Below are 20,001 nucleotides of genomic sequence, written 5' to 3'. Positions count from 1 at the left end.
GGACCCCTTGAGCCCGCGTCAGTTCGACACCTCTCCAGGAGCGACACGAACGGGTGAAGCAGTGGGCACACGTGTCCGCGGTCGTCTCCACCGGTAACCTCGCACCTATGGCCTCACGTCCCTCCGCAGCCAAGAAGCAGCCCTCCAAGAAGGCTGCCGCTCCCGCGAAGGGTCCGGCGAGGAAGGCTGCGGCGAAGAAAGCACCGGCAAAAAAGGCGCCCGCCAAGAAGGCCGTGGCGAAGAAGGCCGCGCCGCCGAAGCCGGCGCCCAGCCCGACCGGGGGCGTCTACCGTCTCGTCCGGGCCGTCTGGCTCGGCCTGGCCCATGCCGTGGGCGCGGTGTTCCGCGGCATAGGGCAGGGCGCGAAGAACCTCGACCCCGCGCACCGGAAGGACGGCGTGGCGCTCCTGCTGCTCGGCCTCGGCCTGATCGTCGCCGCCGGAACCTGGTCGAACCTGCGTGGCCCGGTGGGCGACCTCGTCGAGATCATCGTGACCGGCGCCTTCGGCCGGCTTGACCTGCTCGTGCCGATACTGCTCGCGGTCATCGCCGTGCGGTTCATCCGGCACCCCGAGAAGCCCGAGGCCAACGGTCGCATCGTGATCGGCCTGTCGGCGCTCCTCATCGGCGTGCTCGGGCAGGTCCACATCGCCTGCGGCGCACCCGCCCGCAGCGACGGCATGCAGGCGATAAGGGACGCCGGCGGCCTCATCGGCTGGGGAGCGGCGACCCCGCTGACGTACACCATGGGCGAGGTCCTCGCCGTACCGCTGCTCGTCCTGCTGACGGTCTTCGGGCTGCTCGTCGTCACGGCCACCCCGGTCAACGCCATCCCGCGGCGGCTGCGGGAGCTCGGTGTGCGGCTCGGGATCCTCCCCGATCCGGAGGAGGACGAGCTCGGCGAGGATGACGAGCGCTACGACGAGCAATGGCGCGAGGCACTGCCCGCGCGTGGTCGCAGGCGTGGTCCCGCGCCCGAGTCGTACGACCCCGACGGAGCCGAGCAGGAGGCCCTCTCGCAGCGTCGTGGGCGCCCCAGGCGCTCCGCGGTGCCGCAGCCCGCGATGGACCGGCGGATGGACGCCGTGGACATCGCCGCGGCCGCCGCCGCGGATCTGGACGGCGTCGTCATGCACGGCCTGCCGCCCTCGGCGCTGGTCGCCGACCTCACCCAGGGCGTCAGCGTGGGCGACCGCGTGGAGACGACCCCGGTACCCACCCCCGTCCCGGCCGCGCGGCCCAAGTCGGACGCGCGCCCGAAGCAGGAGAAGCTCAAGGTCGAGGTCGCCGACCTCACCAAGCCGGCTCCCGAGGCCCCCGGCGAACTGCCCCCGCGCGCGGAGCAGCTCCAGCTGTCCGGCGACATCACCTACGCGCTGCCCTCGCTCGACCTCCTGGAGCGCGGCGGCCCCGGCAAGGCGCGCAGCGCGGCCAACGACGCCATAGTCGCCTCGCTGACGACTGTGTTCACGGAGTTCAAGGTCGACGCCGCCGTCACCGGCTTCACGCGCGGGCCGACGGTCACGCGCTACGAGGTCGAGCTCGGTCCCGCCGTGAAGGTCGAGCGGATCACCGCGTTGGCCAAGAACATCGCGTACGCCGTCGCCAGCCCGGATGTGCGGATCATCAGCCCGATTCCAGGCAAGTCGGCGGTCGGCATCGAGATCCCGAACACCGACCGCGAGATGGTCAACCTCGGCGACGTGCTGCGGCTCGCGGCGGCCGCCGAGGACGAGCACCCGATGCTGGTCGCGCTCGGCAAGGACGTCGAGGGCGGCTACGTGATGGCCAACCTGGCGAAGATGCCGCACGTGCTGGTCGCCGGAGCCACCGGTTCCGGTAAGTCGTCGTGCATTAACTGCTTGATCACTTCCATCATGGTCCGCGCGACCCCCGAGGACGTGCGCATGGTCCTCGTCGACCCCAAGCGCGTGGAACTGACGGCCTATGAGGGCATCCCGCACCTGATCACGCCGATCATCACCAACCCGAAGCGGGCCGCCGAGGCGCTCCAGTGGGTCGTACGGGAGATGGACCTTCGCTACGACGACCTGGCGGCGTACGGCTTCCGGCACATCGACGACTTCAACGAAGCCATCAGGAACGGCAAGGTCAAGCTGCCCGAGGGCAGCGAGCGCGAGCTCCAGCCCTACCCGTATCTGCTGGTGATCGTCGACGAGCTCGCCGACCTGATGATGGTCGCCCCGCGGGACGTCGAGGACGCGATCGTGCGGATCACGCAGCTCGCGCGCGCGGCCGGCATCCACCTGGTGCTCGCCACGCAGCGGCCGTCCGTGGACGTCGTCACCGGTCTGATCAAGGCGAACGTGCCCTCACGGCTCGCCTTCGCCACCTCCTCGCTCGCCGACTCGCGGGTCATCCTCGACCAGCCAGGCGCCGAGAAGCTGATCGGCAAGGGCGACGGGCTCTTCCTGCCGATGGGGGCCAACAAGCCCACCCGTATGCAGGGCGCCTTCGTGACCGAGGACGAGGTCGCGGCGATCGTCCAGCACTGCAAGGACCAGATGGCGCCGGTCTTCCGGGACGACGTCGTCGTGGGCACCAAGCAGAAGAAGGAGATCGACGAGGAGATCGGCGACGACCTCGACCTGCTGTGCCAGGCGGCCGAACTGGTCGTCTCCACCCAGTTCGGGTCGACCTCCATGCTCCAGCGCAAGCTGCGGGTCGGGTTCGCGAAAGCGGGACGTCTGATGGACCTCATGGAGTCCCGGGGCATCGTCGGGCCGAGCGAGGGATCCAAGGCTCGTGACGTTCTTGTGAAGGCTGACGAGCTGGACGGAGTGCTCGCGGTGATCCGCGGGGAGGCTTAAAGGAAGTCCCGGAGCGGGTGCGGCCACCGATGTTCGATCGTGACTCACCCGTAAGGGATCATTGAGCAACCGTTTCCCTGCGGCATACGTCAAGTTGAGGGAAGCGAAAAGCTGCTGCTCCACCATCGGCGTGCCCGGCCATTCCGATGGCGTACAAAGTCCCACCGCCCGGTTGCCCCACCCTTTCGCACCCCCCCTAGACTGAACCTCCAGCACAGGTGGCTTAAACGCTCGAAAGGCGCCCCCGTGTCCATCGGCAACTCCCCTGAAGACGAGCGTCCGTTCGAAGACGACCGACAGGAAGACCGCCTCTCCGTCGGCCACGCCCTGAAACAGGCGCGGATCGCGGCTGGGTTGACCGTCGACGACGTCAGCAACGCCACCAGGGTCCGCATCGCCATCGTGCATGCCATCGAGGCGGACGATTTCGCCCCCTGCGGGGGCGATGTGTACGCCCGGGGCCACATCCGGACCCTGGCCAAGGCCGTCCACCTGGATCCGGCCCCCCTGCTGGACCAGTTCGCCGCCGATCATGGCGGCGGGCGTCCGGCCCCGACCCCGGCCGCCCCGCTGTTCGAGGCGGAACGCATCCGTCCCGAGCGCCGCGGGCCCAACTGGACCGCGGCCATGGTCGCCGCGATCGTCGCCGTGGTCGGCTTCGTCGGGTTCACCGCCTTCAAGGGCGGCGACGACGGCGGGACGACCCAGGTCGCCGACGGCACCACGCCCGCCACCAGCAAGTCTCCGACGCCCAAGTCCGACAAGACCACCAAGGACCCGAAGCCGACGCCCACGCCGACCGACAGCGCCATCGCGGCGGCACCCCAGGACAAGGTGACCGTTCAGGTCAGTGCCGCCGACGGGAAGAGCTGGATCCTCGCCAAGGACCACAACGGCCGGACCCTTTTCGACGGACTGCTCACGCAGGGCGACAGCAAGACCTTCCAGGACAGCGACAAGATCAACCTCGTCCTCGGTGACGCCGGGGCGATCCAGCTGTACGTGAACGGCAAGAAGATCGACGACGACTGGCAGCCCGGGGCTGTGGAGCGCCTGACGTACACGAAGGGCGACCCGCAGGTCGGATAGGGATCCGTTCGCACTGCCGTCACGGGGTTGGCCAAGATCGGCCAACCCCGTCGACGTGGGGTGTCAGTGGGACGAAGTAGTCTTGAGCCCATGCCTGAACGCCGTACCGTCGCACTCGTCACTCTTGGCTGCGCCCGCAACGAGGTGGACTCGGAGGAGCTCGCAGGCCGTTTGGAGGCGGACGGCTGGGATCTCGTGAAGGACGCCGCCGACGCGGACGTCGCCGTCGTCAACACCTGTGGCTTCGTCGAAGCCGCCAAGAAGGACTCCGTCGACGCCCTCCTCGAGGCCAACGATCTCAAGGGGCACGGCAGAACCCAGGCCGTCGTGGCGGTGGGCTGCATGGCCGAGCGGTACGGCAAGGACCTCGCCGAGGCGCTGCCGGAGGCGGACGGGGTGCTGGGCTTCGACGACTACGCCGACATCTCCGACCGGCTGCAGACCATCCTCAGCGGCGGCATCCACGCCGCGCATACCCCGCGCGACCGGCGCAAGCTGCTGCCGATCAGCCCGGCCCAGCGGCAGGAGTCGGCGGCCTCCGTCGCGCTGCCCGGGCACGGGCCGGCCGCCGAAGCCCCCGAGGCGGCTCCCGCCGACCTCCCGGAAGGGCTCGCGCCGGCTTCCGGCCCCCGTGCGCCCCTGCGCCGCCGTCTGGACGGCGCCCCGGTCGCCTCGGTGAAGCTCGCCTCCGGCTGTGACCGGCGCTGCTCCTTCTGCGCCATCCCGTCCTTCCGCGGCTCCTTCATCTCGCGTCGCCCCTCGGACGTCCTCAACGAGACGCGCTGGCTGGCCGAGCAGGGAGTCAAGGAGATCATGCTGGTCTCCGAGAACAACACGTCGTACGGCAAGGACCTCGGCGACATCCGACTCCTCGAGTCCCTCCTGCCCGAGCTCGCCGAGGTCGACGGCCTGGAACGCGTGCGGGTCAGCTACCTGCAGCCCGCCGAGATGCGGCCGGGCCTGATCGACGTGCTGACGTCCACGCCCAAGGTGGTGCCGTACTTCGACCTGTCCTTCCAGCACTCCGCCCCCGACGTGCTGCGCGCGATGCGCCGCTTCGGCGACACCGACCGCTTCCTGGAGCTGCTCGACACCATCCGCGGCAAGGCCCCCGAGGCCGGAGTGCGCTCCAACTTCATCGTGGGCTTCCCCGGTGAGACCGAGGCCGACCTGGCCGAGCTGGAGCGGTTCCTGAACGGCGCGCGACTGGACGCCATCGGCGTCTTCGGGTACTCCGACGAGGAGGGCACCGAAGCGGCGACGTACGAGAACAAGCTGGACGAGGACGTCGTCGCCGAGCGGCTGGCACGTGTCTCCCGGCTCGCCGAGGAACTCGTCTCGCAGCGCGCCGAGGAGCGCGTCGGCGAGACCGTGCACGTACTGGTCGAGTCCGTCGACGACGAGGGTGTGTACGGCCGAGGCGCCCACCAGGCGCCGGAGACCGACGGCCAAGTGCTGCTCACGAGCGGCGAAGGTCTGAGCGTCGGTCGTATGGTCGAGGCGAAGGTGGTCGGTACGGAAGGTGTCGACCTGGTGGCCGAGCCGCTCGACGGCTCGCTCGCGTGTAGTGAGGAGGCGGGCAGATGACCGGAGTTCCGGCGTCCGCTGCGGGTGGCCCCTCCGCCGCGAAGGGCGGACCGGCGGGTGGCGTCTCGGGTGCCGCCTCCGGTGTGGCCCCCAGCGCTCCGTCGGACGCGGTCTCCGGTACGGCTGCCGAGGTACGTGCTAGTGCTGTCCCTGCGGCGGGTGTCGTTGCCGGCGCGGCTTCCGGGGCCGGCGTCGACTCCGGTTCCAAGACCGCGCGCGGCGGGAAGATCGCGGCCGCGGCGGTCAACCAGGCCAGCGTGTGGAACGTCGCCAATCTGCTGACCATGCTCCGGCTGGTCCTCGTGCCGGGCTTCGTCGCCCTGATGCTGGCCGACGGCGGGTACGACCCGGCGTGGCGCTCGTTCGCCTGGGCGGCTTTCGCGGTCGCCATGATCACCGACCTGTTCGACGGACATCTGGCGCGCGCCTACAACCTCGTCACGGACTTCGGGAAGATCGCCGACCCCATCGCCGACAAGGCGATCATGGGGGCGGCGCTGATCTGTCTCTCCGGGCTCGGCGACCTGCCGTGGTGGGTCACGATCGTCATCCTCGGCAGGGAACTCGGGATCACCCTGCTGCGTTTCCTCGTCATCCGGTACGGCGTGATCCCGGCGAGCCGTGGCGGCAAACTCAAGACCCTCAGCCAGGGCATCGCCGTAGGGATGTACATCCTGGCGCTGACGGGGTGGCTGGCCACCGCGCGGTTCTGGGTGATGGCCGTGGCGGTCGTGCTGACCGTGGTGACCGGGCTCGACTATGTGAGACAGGCCATTGTGCTGCGCAGGCAGGGAATCGCCGAGCGCAAGGCGGCGTTGGAGGAGACGGAAGCGTGAATTCCCCAGCCGCCCAAGTGGTGCGACTACTCACCGTGAAGGGCCAGACGCTCGCGGTCGCCGAGTCGCTCACGGGCGGACTGGTTGCGGCGGAAATCACAGCGGCTCCCGGGGCGTCCCAGGCGTTCAAGGGGTCGGTGACCGCCTACGCCACCGAACTGAAGCATGAGCTGTTGGGTGTCGACGCCACCCTGCTGTCCCAGCGAGGTGCGGTGGATCCGCAGGTGGCGGCCCAGATGGCGGCCGGAGTGCGCAAGGCACTCGGCGCCGACTGGGGCATCGCGACCACCGGAGTCGCGGGCCCGGAACCGCAGGACGGCAAGCCCGTCGGAACGGTTTTCGTGGCTGTCGACGGGCCCTCCGCAGACGCTTCCGACGCAGCGGGTGGCGGGAAAGTGACCGCGCTGCGGTTGAACGGCGACCGCGCGGAAATTCGTATGGAGAGTGTACGGAGCGTACTCGCACTGCTCCTGGAGGAGCTTGCGGGCGAACAGACCGGGAATGAGCGGGCACAGGATACGGAACGGAACGGGGGGTTTTGATGTTTGCAGCCCTGAGTGAACACGACATCGCTCCCCGCACGGCCGCGGCGCAAGGCGGTACGGTGGGGCGTGAAGGATGCGGCTACGCGGTCCGAGGAGGGAGCCACCGATGATTCTGCTCCGTCGCCTATTGGGTGACGTGCTGCGTCGGCAGCGCCAACGCCAGGGCCGTACTCTGCGCGAAGTCTCCTCGTCCGCCCGAGTCTCACTCGGCTATCTCTCCGAGGTGGAGCGGGGGCAGAAGGAGGCTTCCTCCGAGCTGCTGTCCGCGATCTGCGACGCGCTGGACGTACGGATGTCCGAACTCATGCGGGAAGTGAGCGACGAGCTCGCCCTCGCCGAGCTGGCCCAGTCCGCTGCGGCCACGCCGAGCGCGCCGGTACCGGCAGGGGTGCGCCCGATGCTGGGTTCCGTCTCGGTCAAGGGTGTGCCACCGGAACGGGTGACCATCAAGGCGCCCAGCGAAGCGGTGGACGTCGTAGCGGCGTGACCCTCACTTGGTGTGCCGTGAGCTGACGGCACGCCGAGAGCAAGTCTGCGAGGCCCCGGACGGGCCTCTCCAGCGGGACTGGAGAGGCGCCGGTCGGGGTTTTCGTGCATCTTGGAGCGACGGCCGCTTCGGTGCGTCCGTGTGCCCTTGGTGCGCCCTTTCCGTGGGTGCGGCGGCGGTCTAGCGTCCGGGCTGGAGGTGGCTGCATGGCGGGGCCGACGGTATGCCGGGGGGTGACTCTCGGGCTCGGGGCGCTGTGGTGGTGGGCCGTGGCGCGGCTGGTGCTGACGCCGGACGCCGGGGGGCTCGAAGGGGCGATCGCGGCGGGCGGGTGGGGGCTGAGCCTGCTGCCGGTGCACTGTGTGCCGAAGGGGCGGGCAGCGGGAGCCGTGGGTGCCGGGCGATGGCGTCAGGCGTGGCGGGCGGGGAGGCCTGCGGGTGCGGCTACCACGGCATCGCCACCCCGCCGTTCGGGCGGATGATCTGGCCCGTCATGAAGGACGAGGCGTCGGAGGCCAGGTAGAGCACGGCGTGGGCGATGTCCTCCGGTTCACCGACGCGTCTGAGCGGTGACATGCGGGACATGAGTGCCTCCGTGTGCGCCTGTGCCTCCTCGTCGTGGCGGTCGGTCATGGGCGTGCGGATCCAGCCGGGCGCGACCGCGTTGACCCGGATGCCGTACCGGCCGACCTCGGTGGCCAGGGTCTTCGTGAGCTGTACCACGGCTGCTTTGGCCGCGCCGTAGCAGAGCAGCCCGGGCCCGCCCGTGTCCACGGCACCGGAGGCCATCGTGACGATGCTGCCTCCCGTCTCCCGGTCGAGCATCAGGCGGGCCGCCTCCTGGCAGGCGTGGAGCACGCCCTTGAAGTTGATGTTCAGGACGCGGTCGAGGTCTTCGTCCTTCGTCTCCAGGACCGGGCTGCTGTGCATGATTCCGGCGACGGCGGCCAGCACGTCGAGGCGCTCGCAGGAGGTGATGGCCTGGTGGAGCTGTTCGCGGTCGGTGACGTCGAGGGGATGGGTGTGGGTGGTGCCACCCGCGTCCTTGATCAGGGTCGCCGTCTCGTGCAGCCCCGATGCGTCGAGGTCGGCGCAGTGCACGGTGGCACCTGCCTCGGCGAGCAGGACGGCGGTCGCACGGCCGATGCCACTCGCGGCGCCGGTGACGAATGCGGTGCGTCCGGTGAGGTCGTACGCGCTGACGGCCATGGAGCGACGGTACGAGCGTTTCTGACGGAGCGTCAATTGGTCGTACGGCGTGAGGTTCTGGGATGTGTTGCGCTCGGTGCCCTGCGGTGGGGGCTCGGGGCGGGGCCGGTTTGGCAGGTCGGGCACCAGTATGTGGGACGTTCGCGGGAGCCGTCGCCCTGGTCGGCGACGCGGATGGAGGCGTGGCAGCGGAGGCAGGGGCGGGGCGCGCGGCCGTAGACGAACAGGTCCTGGCCGCGGCGGCCGGTCGTGCTGCGGACCGGGCGGTCGCGGTTGACCTCCAGGAGCTTCTTGGCGAGCGCGGGTAGCTGAGCGGCGCGGTCCGCGGGGAGGGCGCCGACGGGGAGCCAGGGGGTGGCGCCGAGCAGGAAGCAGAGTTCGCTCTTGTAGACGTTGCCGATGCCGGCGAGATTGCGCTGGTCGAGGAGGGCCTCGCCGAGGGGGCGGGCAGGGTCCTGGAGAAGGTTCGCCAGGGCCGTCTCGGGGTTCCAGTCCGGGCCCAGGAGGTCGGGGCCGAGGTGGCCGACGGCTTTGTGCTCGTCGGTGGTGCGCAGGAGTTCCAGGACGGGGAGGCGGTAGCCGACGGCTGTGCGGTCGGCGTTGGCCAGGATCGCGCGGATCTGGTGGGTGGGGCCGCCGGTCCAGAGCTGGTTTTCTGCGTACACCTTCCAGGAGCCGTCCATGCGGAGGTGGGAGTGGAGGGTCAGGCCGCCCTCGATGCGGGTGAGGAGGTGCTTGCCGCGTGGGGTGACGTCGAGGACACGGCGGCCTGTGAGGTCGGCTGTGGCGTATTTCGGCACCCTCAGGTCGCTGCGGGTCAGCACCTTGTCCGCGAGGGCGCTGTGCAGGCGTCTCGCGGACTGCCAGACCGTGTCTCCTTCGGGCATGGGTCAAGGGTGGCATGGGGGAGGGGCCGGAGAGGGGGGAGCGGGCATGGGGAGGGTGCGCGGCTCCTGTGGGGGGGGGCGTGCTCGCTGTCGGTGGCCGCGGGGGTTGGGGTGGGTGGCCTGGGCTTGGCGGCCGGGGGCGGAGAGGGCCGTCAGGCGCGTAGGTGTGGGCCGCGCGTGGCGTGGGGGGGGCTTGGGGGGCGAGCGGGCGTGGGGAGGTGTGGGTGGTGCCTTCGTCTTCTGCCGGTTGCACGCGCACGGCGTGCTCGCTGTCGGTGGCCGCGGAGGGCGGGGCGGGTGGTCCGGGCTTGGCGGGCGGGGGCGGAGAGGGCCGTCAGGCGCGTAGGCGTAGGCCGCGAGGGGTGGCGATGAAGCCCGCTGTTTCCAGGAGGGTGCCCAGCGGGGAGGTCAGGGCCGAGTCGCCGTTGATGCGTTCCACCGTGACCGTGCCGAGGGAGCCGGCCTTGGCGGCCGCGGCGAGGGACTCCGCGGCTGTGTGCAGGCGGGGGTCGTCGGTGGGGGTGGTGTCGGGGGCTGAGGGCCAGGCCAGGAGGGTCTTGCCGCCGCGCTCCATGTAGAGCGTGAGTTCGCCGTCCACGAGGACCACGAGGGAGCCGGCCTTGCGGCCCGGCTTGTGGCCGGCCTCGGTCGGTGGGTCGGGCCAGGGCAGGGCGGCGCCGTAGGCGTTGGCGGGGTCGGCTGCGGCGAGGACCACGGCTCGGGAGGCGTCGGATGCGTTGTTCCTGCGACTGCCGAAGCTCGAGCCGTATCCGGGGGTGGCTTGCCAGTGCTGGGGGGTGGGCTGGGGTGGGTAGTCGCGCGGTGAGATGTACTCGTCGCGGGAGGCGGGGGACGGCGAACCGGAAGTGAAGTCGGGGCCTGCCTCGGGCCCGGGGCCGTCGGGGTTGTCGAAGGCGCGGGTCCAGTCCCAGTCCTCGGGCGCGGGGTCGCCCGGTGCGGAGGCGTGGGGTGCCTCGGGTACCGAGCCGGAGCCCCAGAGGTCGAGAGTGCCGCTGTCCGGCACAGGCTCTCCGCGGTCGCGGGCGTTGGACACCGCCCGGAGACGGTCGACCGCGCCGTCCATGGCGAACTGGGCGGCGCCGAGGCCCTCCACGACGTAGCCGCGGCGGGCCTGGCCGCTGTCCTCGAAGGCGGAGAGGATGCGGTACGTCGCCGAGAAGCCGCCCTCCACGCCCTCCGCCGAGACGGCTCCCCGGGTGACCACTCCATGGCGGTCGAGGAGAGTGCGGGCCAGGGCGTGGGCGCGCACGGTCGGATCGGCCTCACGTGGCGGGAGCAGGGACCAGCGGCCGGCGACGGTCGGCGGGCCGGTGCGGGAGGCGGGGCGGGCCGCGGCGGTGAGGGAGCCGTAGCGGCCGCGGGGGATCGTGCGTTTGGCGCGGTGGGCGGTGGAGCCGGCGGTGCGGCCGGAGCCCAGGAGGGAGCGCATGGGGGTGAGGGTGTCGTTGGTGAGCCGCCCGGACCAGGCCAGGTCCCATACGGCGTCGGCCAGTTGGGGGTCGGTGGCGTCGGGGTGGGTGGTGGCGCGCACCTGGTCGGCGATCTGGCGGAAGAACAGTCCGTAGCCGCCGGTGAGGGCGTCCAGGACGGACTGGTGCAGGGCCGTCAGCTCCAGGGGGTGGGCCGGTGGCAACAGGAGGGGGGCCGCGTCCGCCAGGTACAGGGAGACCCAGCCGTCCTTTCCGGGCAGGGCGCCCGCTCCGGCCCACACGATCTCGCCGGCTGCGGTGAGCTCGTCGAGCATGGCCGGGGTGTAGTTCGTGACGCGTGACGGCAGGACGAGCTTCTCCAGGGCGGACGCCGGCACGGACGCGCCCTGCAACTGCTCGACGGCACGCACCAGTCCGTCGATGCCCCGCAGGGAGTGGCCCTTGCCGATGTGCTGCCACTGCGGCAGGAACTGGGCGAGGGCCGGTGGCGGCACCGGTTCGAGTTCGTGGCGCAGGGCCGCCAGGGAACGGCGGCGAAGGCGGCGGAGCACCGTGGCGTCGCACCACTCCTGGCCGATGCCCGCCGGGTGGAACTCGCCCTGTACGACCCGTCCGGTCGCGGCCAGGCGCTGCAACGCTCCCTCGGTGACCGCCGTGCCCAGCCCGAAGCGGGCGGCGACCGTCGCCGAGGTGAAGGGGCCGTGGGTGCGGGCGTAACGCGCGAGGAGGTCACCGAGGGGGTCCTTGACCGGCTCGGTGAAGGCCTCCGGGACGCCGACCGGCAGCGCTGTGCCGAGGGCGTCGCGCAGGCGGCCCGCGTCCTCGATCGCCGCCCAGTGGTCCGCGCCGGCGACACGGACCTTGATCGCGCGGCGGGCTCCGGCGAGGTCCTGCGCCCACTGCGGCTCGGCGCCCCGCTCGGCCAACTCGGCGTCCGTGAGCGGGCCGAGGACGCGGAGGATGTCCGCGACGCCCTCGGCGTCCTTCACCCGGCGGTCCTCGGCGAGCCACTGGAGCTCCCGCTCCAGCTCGGTCAGCACCTCGGCGTCGAGCAGCTCACGCAGCTCCGCCTGGCCCAGCAGCTCTGCCAGCAGACGGGAGTCCAGTGACAGGGCCGCCGCGCGGCGCTCGGCGAGCGGCGAGTCTCCCTCGTAGAGGAACTGGGCGACGTAGCCGAAAAGGAGGGAACGGGCGAAGGGGGAGGGCTCGGCAGTGGTGACCTCGACCAGGCGAACCCTGCGGGACTCCAGGTCGCCCATCAGCTCGACGAGTCCGGGGACGTCGAAGACGTCCTGGAGGCATTCGCGGACCGCCTCCAGGACGATCGGGAACGAACCGAACTCGCTCGCCACCTGGAGCAGTTGGGAGGCCCGCTGGCGTTGTTGCCACAAGGGGGTGCGCTTGCCGGGGTTGCGGCGCGGCAGCAGGAGCGCGCGGGCGGCACACTCGCGGAAGCGGGAGGCGAACAGGGCCGAGCCGCCGACCTGGTCGGTGACGACCTGGTCGACCTCGCCCTTGTCGAAGACGACGTCCGCGGCGCCCACCGGAGCCTGTTCGGCGTCGTACTCCGTGCCGCTCCTGTCCGGCTCCCGGTCGAGAAGGTCCAGGCTCATCAGGTCGGCGTCGGGCAGCCGTAGGACGATACCGTCGTCGGCGTGCATGACCTGGGCGTCCATGCCGTAGCGCTCAGAGAGCTTGGCGCCGAGGGCGAGGGCCCAGGGGGCGTGGACCTGAGCGCCGAAGGGGGAGTGGACGACGACCCGCCAGTCACCGAGTTCGTCGCGGAAGCGCTCCACGACGATGGTGCGGTCGTCCGGGACGTGGCCGCAGGCCTCGCGCTGCTCGTCCAGGTAGGACAGGACGTTGTCCGCCGCCCATGCGTCCAGGCCCGCGGCGAGGAGGCGCAGGCGGGCGTCCTCCTTGGACAGGGAGCCGACCTCGCGGAGGAACGCGCCCACCGCGCGGCCCAGTTCGAGAGGGCGGCCCAGCTGGTCGCCCTTCCAGAACGGGAGCCTGCCGGGAACGCCGGGAGCCGGGGAGACCAGGACGCGGTCGCGGGTGATGTCCTCGATGCGCCAGGAGCTGGTGCCGAGCGTGAAGACGTCACCGACGCGGGACTCGTAGACCATCTCCTCGTCGAGTTCACCGACCCTTCCGCCACCCTTCTTGGGGTCGGAGCCGGCCAGGAAGACACCGAAGAGACCGCGGTCGGGAATGGTGCCGCCGGAGGTGACGGCGAGGCGCTGGGCGCCGGGACGGCCGGTGATGGTGCCGGCGATGCGGTCCCAGACCACGCGCGGGCGCAGTTCGGCGAAGGCGTCGGAGGGGTAGCGGCCGGCGAGCATGTCGAGAACCGCGGTGAAGGCGGACTCGGGGAGGGAGGCGAACGGGGCCGCCCTTCGGACCGTGGCGAGGAGGTCGTCGAGCTGCCAGGTGTCCATCGCGGTCATCGCGACGAGTTGCTGGGCGAGGACGTCCAAGGGGTTGGCCGGGACCTTGAGGGACTCGATGGAGCCGGTGCGCATGCGTTCCGTGACGACCGCCGCCTGGACCAGGTCGCCTCGGTACTTCGGGAAGACCACGCCGGTGGAGACCGCGCCGACCTGGTGGCCGGCGCGGCCGACGCGTTGCAGGCCGGAGGCCACGGACGGGGGCGACTCGACCTGGATGACGAGGTCCACCGCGCCCATGTCGATGCCGAGCTCGAGGCTGGAGGTGGCCACCACGGCGGGGAGCCGGCCCGCTTTGAGGTCCTCCTCGACCAGGGCGCGCTGTTCCTTGGAGACCGAGCCGTGATGGGCGCGGGCGATGACCTGGGGTGCGCCCTGGGCCGCGCCTGACCCACCCATGAGTTCGGCCGGGGCGTGGTGTTCTTCCAGGGGCTCGCCGGTGGCACGCTCGTAGGCGATCTCGTTGAGGCGGTTGCAGAGGCGTTCCGCGAGGCGGCGGGAGTTCGCGAAGACGATCGTGGAGCGGTGGGACTGGACGAGGTCGGTGATGCGCTCCTCCACGTGGGGCCAGATGGAGGGGCGTTCCGCGCCTTCGTTGCCCTCGGCGACCGGGGAGCCGCCCAGTTCACCGAGGTCCTCCACCGGGACCACGACCGAGAGGTCGAACTCCTTGCCGGACTTCGGCTGAACGATCTCCACCTTGCGCTGGGGCGAGAGGTAGCGGGCGATCTCGTCCACCGGGCGGACCGTGGCGGAGAGGCCGATGCGGCGGGCCGGCCTCGGGAGGAGTTCGTCCAGGCGCTCCAGGGAGAGGGCCAGGTGTGCCCCGCGCTTGGTGCCGGCCACGGCGTGGACCTCGTCGAGGATCACTGTCTCGATGCCGGTGAGCGCGTCGCGGGTCGCCGACGTCAGCATCAGGAACAGGGATTCCGGGGTGGTGATCAGGATGTCCGGGGGACGGGTGGAGAGGGCTCGGCGCTCGGCTGCGGGGGTGTCGCCGGAGCGGATGCCCACCTTGACCTCGGGCTCGGGGAGGCCGAGGCGGACGGATTCCTGGCGGATGCCGGTGAGGGGGCTGCGGAGGTTGCGCTCCACGTCGACGGCGAGCGCCTTGAGGGGGGAGACGTACAGGACTCGGCAGCGCTTCTTGGGGTCTGCGGGTGGGGGTGTGGAGGCCAACTGGTCCAGGGCGGCGAGGAAGGCAGCCAGGGTCTTGCCGGAGCCGGTGGGGGCGACGACGAGAACGTCCGAGCCCTCTGCGATGGCCTGCCACGCCCCGGCCTGGGCGGTGGTGGGCGCGTCGAACGCACCCGTGAACCAGTCGCGGGTGGCGGGCGAGAAGCCGTTCAGGGCTCGGTGTGCAGGGCTGACCATGCGTCCATCCTGCACCCGGGGACTGACAATGCCCCTGACCTGCGGGTTGCCTCCGGCGGTTGAGCGGGGACGAGTAGGCGCTGTGGAATCCCCCACTGGCGCCGCGGGTGGTGCCGGGAACCGCGTGACAATGGGCGCATGGCGGGTTTCGGGGAGCGGGCGCGGCACTGGCGGTATGCCGAGTTGCCCGGGGTTGATCTGCTGCGGGCCCGGTATGTGCGGAAGACGTTTGTGCGGCATACGCATGAGCACTTTGTGATTGCCGCCATCGCGGACGGGGTGGAGGTCTTTCACCACCGGGGGGCCGATCAGTACGCGGGGGCCGGTGCGCTGGCGCTGGTCAATCCCGATACGGCTCATACGGGGCGGGCCGGGGTGCCCGAAGGATGGCGGTACGGGGCCGTGTATCCGTCACCCGAGGTGGTGGCCGGGATCGCGGCTGAGACCACGTCGCTGCGGGGTACGCCCGGCTTCGTGCGGCCGGTGCTCGACGATCCGTATGCGGTGGGATTGGTGCACAAGGTTCTGCGGGCCGCGGACGAGGGAAACGCGCTGGCCGCCGACACGTTGTTGCGGGTCGCCGTGACGCGGTTGCTGCGGGTGAACGGCGGGACGTTGCCGCAACGGGATGTGCGGAGCGCGGGCGCTCGGATCGCCGTACGTGCGCGTGCCGTGCTGGAGGAGCGGATGGCCGCACCGCCGACTCTGGAGGAGTTGGCCGCTGATCTCGGGGTTGGTCCCTTTGCGTTGCTGCGTGCTTTTCGGGACGTCTACGGGATGCCGCCACACACGTGGCTGACCGATGCCCGGGTGCGGCGTGCTCGGCGGTTGCTGGATGAGGGGACAGGCCCGGCTTCGGCCGCCGTCGAAGTGGGGTTCACCGACCAGCCTCATCTGAACCGGCATTTCACGCGGATCGTCGGTGTGCCTCCGGGGGCCTATCAGCGGGAGCGCAAGAACGTACAAGACTCGCCGGGCGGCTGCTCCTAGTGTCGGTCGCGTGGCAGAAGAACAGACAGCGCAAGCGGAAACGCACGCCGACGTTGGAGGCAGGCCGGACGCCGCCGTCGTACGAGACGCCCTGGGGGTCGGGGTGGCCGTCGGACTGTCCGGGTTCGCCTTCGGCGTGACCTCGGCCGGCAGCGGGCTCACACTGACGCAGACCTGTGCGCTGAGCCTCCTGGTGTTCACCGGTGCGTCCCAGTTCGCGCTCGTAGGAGCGCTCGCGGCCGGCGGAAGCGCTCTTGCAGCGGCTGCCGGGGCCTTCTTCCTGGGGGCGCGCAACGCCTTCTACGGGCTGCGGCTGTCGCAGTTGCTCGACCTCCCGCGCGTGCTGCGTCCCTTGGCCGCCCAGTGGGTCATCGATGAGACGGCGGCTGTCTCGCTGGCTCAGCCCACGCGGCGCAGTGCGCGCATCGGGTTCGCCGTCACGGGGCTGAGTCTGTATGTGTTGTGGAATCTGACGACCCTGCTGGGAGCCCTGGGAGCCGACGCGATCGGCGACACGCGCGCGTGGGGGCTGGACGCGGCCGGGCCCGCCGTCTTTCTGGCGCTTCTGGCGCCCATGGTGAAGAGCGGCACCGAGCGGGTTGTGGCCGGGCTCGCCGTGCTGTTGGGGCTCGGGCTGCTTCCCGTGCTGCCTGCCGGGGTGCCGGTGCTGGCGGCCTCTCTCGCCGCGCCTCTTGTCCTGTGGGTGCGGGGCCGTCGTGAGCGGGTGCGAGGGGAGGAGGGGCGGTGAACGTCTGGATCGCCATCGGTGTCACCGCTCTCGGTTGTTACGCCGTCAAGCTCCTCGGGTTGCTCGTGCCTGCCGGAGTTCTCGACCGGCCCTTGGTGAAGCGGCTTGCCGCGTTGCTGCCGGTGGCACTTCTGGCCGCGCTCACCGCGCAGCAGACCTTCGCCGACGGGCGGGTGCCGGTGCTCGACGCGCGGGCCGCGGGGCTTGCGGCGGCCGCCGTGGCGCTGCTCCTGCGGGCGCCGTTCCTGCTCGTGGTCGCGTCCGCGGTGGTCGTGACGGCGGGGGTGCGGGCCGTCGGGGCCTGAGGCGGGGGTGGGCCGTTCCCGCAGCGCCGCGAGATCGGACGCCGGCCGCTGCGCATGGCCGGCCGACCTGGCGGCGTGACTGCGGGTGCGCAGGCCACGGGGCCGTGACGGCGGAGGTCGGACGATCGGGGTGTGACGGTGGGGTGCGGGCCATCAGGGTGTGAAGGCGGGGCTACGGGCCATGCGGGCGTGAGGGCGGCGGTCGGGCCGCGGGGCGTAATGGCGGGTGTGTGGGCCATTGGAGCGTGATGGTGGGGGTGCGCGCCACGGTGGTCGTGACGGGGGAGGTGGGCCATGGGTCCGACGACCGGGGGTACGGGCCGTCGGAGCGTAATGGCGGGTGTATGGGCCATCGGAGTGTGATGGCGGCGGGGTGCGGGCGGCGGTGGTCGTGACGGCAGGGGTGGGCTGTGTGTCCGATGGCGGGTGTGTGGGCGTGGGAGCGTGGCGGCGGGGTGCGGGCCGGGCTGGTCGGGTCGGCCGAGGTCGGGCCATGGGGGGTGACGGCGGGGTGCGGGCCGTGGGGGTGTGACGGCGGGGTTCGGGGCGTAGGGACGCGAGAGCCGCCGTCACGCGTGTGCGGGTGTGGCCGTCGTAGCGGATCAGCCGACTTCGCGGCCGTACGCCCGCAGGGTGCGCAGGGCCTCGATCGTCACCATGGGGCGCGCTTCGAGGGCCGTGGACGGGGCCCACTGGCGCCGGCGGATCGGCCAGCCGCCGTCCTCCTGCTGCTCGGCCGCGAGGTGGTCCAGCGAACGGGACATCTCGGCGTCGGTGAACCACGCGCGCGCGAGGGAGCCCGACGTCTTCGCGTAGTCGTGCGGGAAGTGTCGCTCGCCCGGGCCGTAGCCGGGGGAGACGGGGAACGCGTCGAGGTTCGAGGGGTCCAGCGCGGCCAGACGTTGCTCGCGCACCAGTCGGCCGAGGCGGTCGGCGGTCGCCTCCGCGCGCGGGCGGTCGGGGACGGAGTCCAGGAAGGTCATGGCGGCCTGGATCTCGTACGGGTGGGACACCTGGAGGGACTCCACCGCCTGCCAGCAGAAGTCCGTGGCCCGGAACAGCCAGGCGTGCCAGACGTCGTTGCGGTGCAGCAGACCGACCACTGGACCGGTGGTGAGCAGATCGCTCGGAGGGCCGTCCACGACCGGCAGGAAGGGAGCCGTCGGATAGCCGCGCTGGGCGGGAGTGACCGCCGGGAGGGCGCCGTCCGGGGTGGACACGGAGGTGAGATAGCGGCACACGCGCTCCACGCGCTGTCCGCCGCAGCGTCCGACGGCGTCCAGGACCCGCAGGGCGCGACCGGTGTGCAGGGGCTGGCTGACCGGGCCACGCAGATCGGGCTCCAGCGCGTGACCGTATCCGCCGTCCGCGTTGCGGTACGCCTCCAGCGCCGTCTCCACCGGGTCGGGGCCCGCGTTCAGGAAGTGGTACGCGAACAGACGCTGTTCCAGCACACGCGCGGTGAGCCAGACGTGGTGCTCGGCGCGAAAGAGCGGGGAGTGCGCCGGTGGCGTCTGGGGGAGTGGGGAAGCTCCTGTTTCGGGCATGCGTCAGACCGTAGGGCGGAAAGCGGTCTCGGCAGGCGGTCCCGGCCGAGGCCCACCCTAGGGGCGGGATACTGGAGTCATGCGGTTGACGGTCTTCTGGCAGCGAATGGCGGAACACTTCGGTCCGGGGTACGCCGACACCTTCGCGCGCGATCACGTGATGACGGAGCTCGGCGGGCGCACGGTGCACGAGGCGCTGGACGCCGGCTGGGACGCCAAGGAGGTGTGGCGCGTGGTCTGCACCGTCATGAACGTTCCGGCCGAGAGGCACTGAGACGGCGTGGACGTTCCGAGGAGAAGTGCCGACCGGGCGTGAACATCTCACGAAAGAGGCACTGACCGGTCACGAAGATCGCAGGACGGCAGCCGATTGTCAGTCGCGTGGGCGAGACTTGCTCCGTGGCACCCACTGACGAGTCCGGGCAGGCAGCCCAGCACGCATCTCCGCTCGGCACGACGCCGCCCACCCGGCCCCCGGCCGAGGGCGCCGGGCCGAACGCCCGCATGCCGCGCTGGCTGCCGCGCGCCATGGTGCTCGCGCTCGCCCTCATCGCCGTGTTCCAGCTCGGCAGTTGGGCCTTCCACCAGCTGATAGGCCTGCTGACCAACATTCTCATCGCGTTCTTCCTGGCCCTGGCCATCGAACCCGCGGTGAGCAAGATGGCGGCGCGCGGCATGCGCAGGGGGCTCGCGACCTTCCTCGTCTTCTTCGGGGTGCTGATCGTGACCGCCGGCTTCGTCACGCTGCTCGGTTCCATGCTCGCGGGCCAGATCATCAAGATCGTCGAGGACTTCCCGGACTACCTCGACTCCGTCATCGCCTGGATCAACGGACACTTCCACACCGATCTGAAGCGGGTGGACGTCCAGGAGGGCCTGCTGCGCTCCGACTGGCTGCGCAACTACGTGCAGAACAGCGCCACCGGCGTCCTGGACGTCTCCGCCCAGGTCCTCGGCGGGCTCTTCCAGTTGCTGACGATCGCGCTGTTCTCGTTCTACTTCGCCGCGGACGGCCCGCGGCTGCGCCGCGCGATCTGCTCCGTCCTGCCGCCCGCCCGCCAGACCGAGGTGCTGCGCGCGTGGGAGATCGCCGTGGACAAGACCGGCGGTTACATCTACTCGCGCGGTCTGATGGCCCTCGTCTCCGGAGTCGCGCACTTCGTCCTGCTCCAGGCCCTGGACGTGCCGTACGCGCCCGTGCTCGCCGTCTGGGTCGGCCTGGTCTCGCAGTTCATCCCGACCATCGGCACCTATCTCGCGGGCGCCCTGCCCATGCTGATCGCCTTCACGGTCGATCCCTGGTACGCGCTGTGGGTGCTGGTCTTCGTAGTGATCTACCAGCAGTTCGAGAACTACGTGCTGCAGCCCAAGCTGACCTCGAAGACCGTCGACATCCACCCCGCGGTCGCCTTCGGCTCGGTCATCGCGGGCACCGCCCTCCTCGGCGCGGTCGGCGCCCTGATCGCCATCCCGGCGGTCGCCACGCTGCAGGCGTTCCTGGGGGCCTACGTGAAGCGGTACGCCGTCACCGACGACCCCCGCGTCCACGGGCACCGGAAGCGGGGCGAGGGGCCCTCGCCGGTCACGCGCGTGCGTGCGCTGTGGGAGCGGCGGCGGCCGGGAACGCAGGCATCCGGCGACGGTGACGGCTCGTCCTGAGGGCGC

Annotated in this window: 15 protein-coding genes; 11 read left to right on the top strand and 4 right to left on the bottom strand. The window is 71.3% G+C overall.

Features of this window, described 5'->3' with window-relative positions:
- Positions 1-107: 107 nt before the first annotated feature.
- From AQJ46_RS22515 to AQJ46_RS22490, 6 genes are all read left to right on the top strand, one after another.
- Positions 108-2,831, top strand: coding sequence for a DNA translocase FtsK (locus AQJ46_RS22515; RefSeq protein WP_225887378.1), 2,724 nt, complete (start codon positions 108-110; stop codon positions 2,829-2,831).
- 246 nt (positions 2,832-3,077) lie between these two features.
- Entirely contained in the window at positions 3,078-3,920 is an 843-nt protein-coding gene (locus tag AQJ46_RS22510; protein ID WP_059207286.1) for a helix-turn-helix domain-containing protein, read from the top strand.
- A 90-nt stretch (positions 3,921-4,010) separates the two neighbouring features.
- Positions 4,011-5,507: a 30S ribosomal protein S12 methylthiotransferase RimO gene (gene rimO / locus AQJ46_RS22505; protein WP_059207285.1), complete on the top strand. Its 1,497-nt coding sequence runs from the start codon at positions 4,011-4,013 to the stop codon at positions 5,505-5,507.
- The gene (gene pgsA / locus AQJ46_RS22500; RefSeq protein WP_059207284.1) at positions 5,504-6,343 is read left to right on the top strand and encodes a CDP-diacylglycerol--glycerol-3-phosphate 3-phosphatidyltransferase; all 840 of its coding nucleotides are present in this window, start codon (positions 5,504-5,506) and stop codon (positions 6,341-6,343) included. The genes rimO and pgsA overlap by 4 nt, the downstream gene beginning before the upstream one ends.
- Positions 6,340-6,885 carry a CinA family protein gene (locus AQJ46_RS22495; protein ID WP_059207283.1) on the top strand — a complete coding sequence of 182 codons (546 nt, stop codon included), beginning with the start codon at positions 6,340-6,342 and terminating at the stop codon, positions 6,883-6,885. The genes pgsA and AQJ46_RS22495 overlap by 4 nt, the downstream gene beginning before the upstream one ends.
- A gap of 109 nt (positions 6,886-6,994) precedes the next feature.
- Positions 6,995-7,375 (top strand): helix-turn-helix domain-containing protein, encoded by a 381-nt coding sequence (locus AQJ46_RS22490; RefSeq protein ID WP_057613316.1) that lies wholly within the window; start codon positions 6,995-6,997, stop codon positions 7,373-7,375.
- Between the two features lie 444 nt (positions 7,376-7,819).
- On the opposite strand, the gene AQJ46_RS22485 is transcribed toward AQJ46_RS22490, so the two are convergent.
- The 3 genes from AQJ46_RS22485 to AQJ46_RS22475 all read right to left on the bottom strand — a co-directional run bounded on the left by AQJ46_RS22485 (position 7,820) and on the right by AQJ46_RS22475 (position 14,746).
- On the bottom strand, positions 7,820-8,584 hold the full coding sequence (locus AQJ46_RS22485; protein WP_059207282.1) for an SDR family NAD(P)-dependent oxidoreductase: 765 nt from the start codon (positions 8,582-8,584) through the stop codon (positions 7,820-7,822).
- Positions 8,585-8,616: 32 nt separating this feature from the next.
- The gene (locus AQJ46_RS22480) at positions 8,617-9,471 is read right to left on the bottom strand and encodes an Fpg/Nei family DNA glycosylase (RefSeq protein WP_059207281.1); all 855 of its coding nucleotides are present in this window, start codon (positions 9,469-9,471) and stop codon (positions 8,617-8,619) included.
- 334 nt (positions 9,472-9,805) lie between these two features.
- Complete coding sequence (locus AQJ46_RS22475) at positions 9,806-14,746, bottom strand: ATP-dependent helicase (protein ID WP_059207280.1); 4,941 nt, start codon at positions 14,744-14,746, stop codon at positions 9,806-9,808.
- Between the two features lie 138 nt (positions 14,747-14,884).
- Between AQJ46_RS22475 and AQJ46_RS22470 the strand changes: the two genes are divergently transcribed.
- From AQJ46_RS22470 to AQJ46_RS22460, 3 genes are read left to right on the top strand one after another with little or no spacing between them, the layout of a single operon-like run.
- The gene (locus AQJ46_RS22470; RefSeq protein ID WP_059207279.1) at positions 14,885-15,736 is read left to right on the top strand and encodes an AraC family transcriptional regulator; all 852 of its coding nucleotides are present in this window, start codon (positions 14,885-14,887) and stop codon (positions 15,734-15,736) included.
- Positions 15,737-15,746: 10 nt separating this feature from the next.
- A complete protein-coding gene (locus tag AQJ46_RS22465; protein WP_059207278.1) occupies positions 15,747-16,484 on the top strand; it encodes an AzlC family ABC transporter permease in 738 nt (245 codons plus the stop codon).
- The gene (locus AQJ46_RS22460; RefSeq protein ID WP_059207277.1) at positions 16,481-16,789 is read left to right on the top strand and encodes an AzlD domain-containing protein; all 309 of its coding nucleotides are present in this window, start codon (positions 16,481-16,483) and stop codon (positions 16,787-16,789) included. The genes AQJ46_RS22465 and AQJ46_RS22460 overlap by 4 nt, the downstream gene beginning before the upstream one ends.
- Positions 16,790-17,391: 602 nt before the next feature.
- On the opposite strand, the gene AQJ46_RS22455 is transcribed toward AQJ46_RS22460, so the two are convergent.
- Entirely contained in the window at positions 17,392-18,336 is a 945-nt protein-coding gene (locus tag AQJ46_RS22455; RefSeq protein WP_079072387.1) for a hypothetical protein, read from the bottom strand.
- A gap of 79 nt (positions 18,337-18,415) precedes the next feature.
- Here AQJ46_RS22455 and AQJ46_RS22450 point away from each other — a divergent pair, with 79 nt between their 5' ends.
- Together AQJ46_RS22450 and AQJ46_RS22445 are read left to right on the top strand one after the other, a co-directional pair.
- Positions 18,416-18,610 (top strand): DUF3046 domain-containing protein, encoded by a 195-nt coding sequence (locus AQJ46_RS22450; RefSeq protein WP_059207275.1) that lies wholly within the window; start codon positions 18,416-18,418, stop codon positions 18,608-18,610.
- Positions 18,611-18,735: 125 nt separating this feature from the next.
- Positions 18,736-19,995 (top strand): AI-2E family transporter, encoded by a 1,260-nt coding sequence (locus AQJ46_RS22445; RefSeq protein WP_079072386.1) that lies wholly within the window; start codon positions 18,736-18,738, stop codon positions 19,993-19,995.
- Positions 19,996-20,001 lie beyond the last annotated feature (6 nt).

The organism is Streptomyces canus, assembly GCF_001514145.1.
GTDB classification, from domain to species: Bacteria; Actinomycetota; Actinomycetes; order Streptomycetales; family Streptomycetaceae; genus Streptomyces; species Streptomyces canus.
The sequence above is the reverse complement of the archived record's forward strand: the minus strand, read 5'-3'. Positions and strand labels throughout refer to the sequence as shown.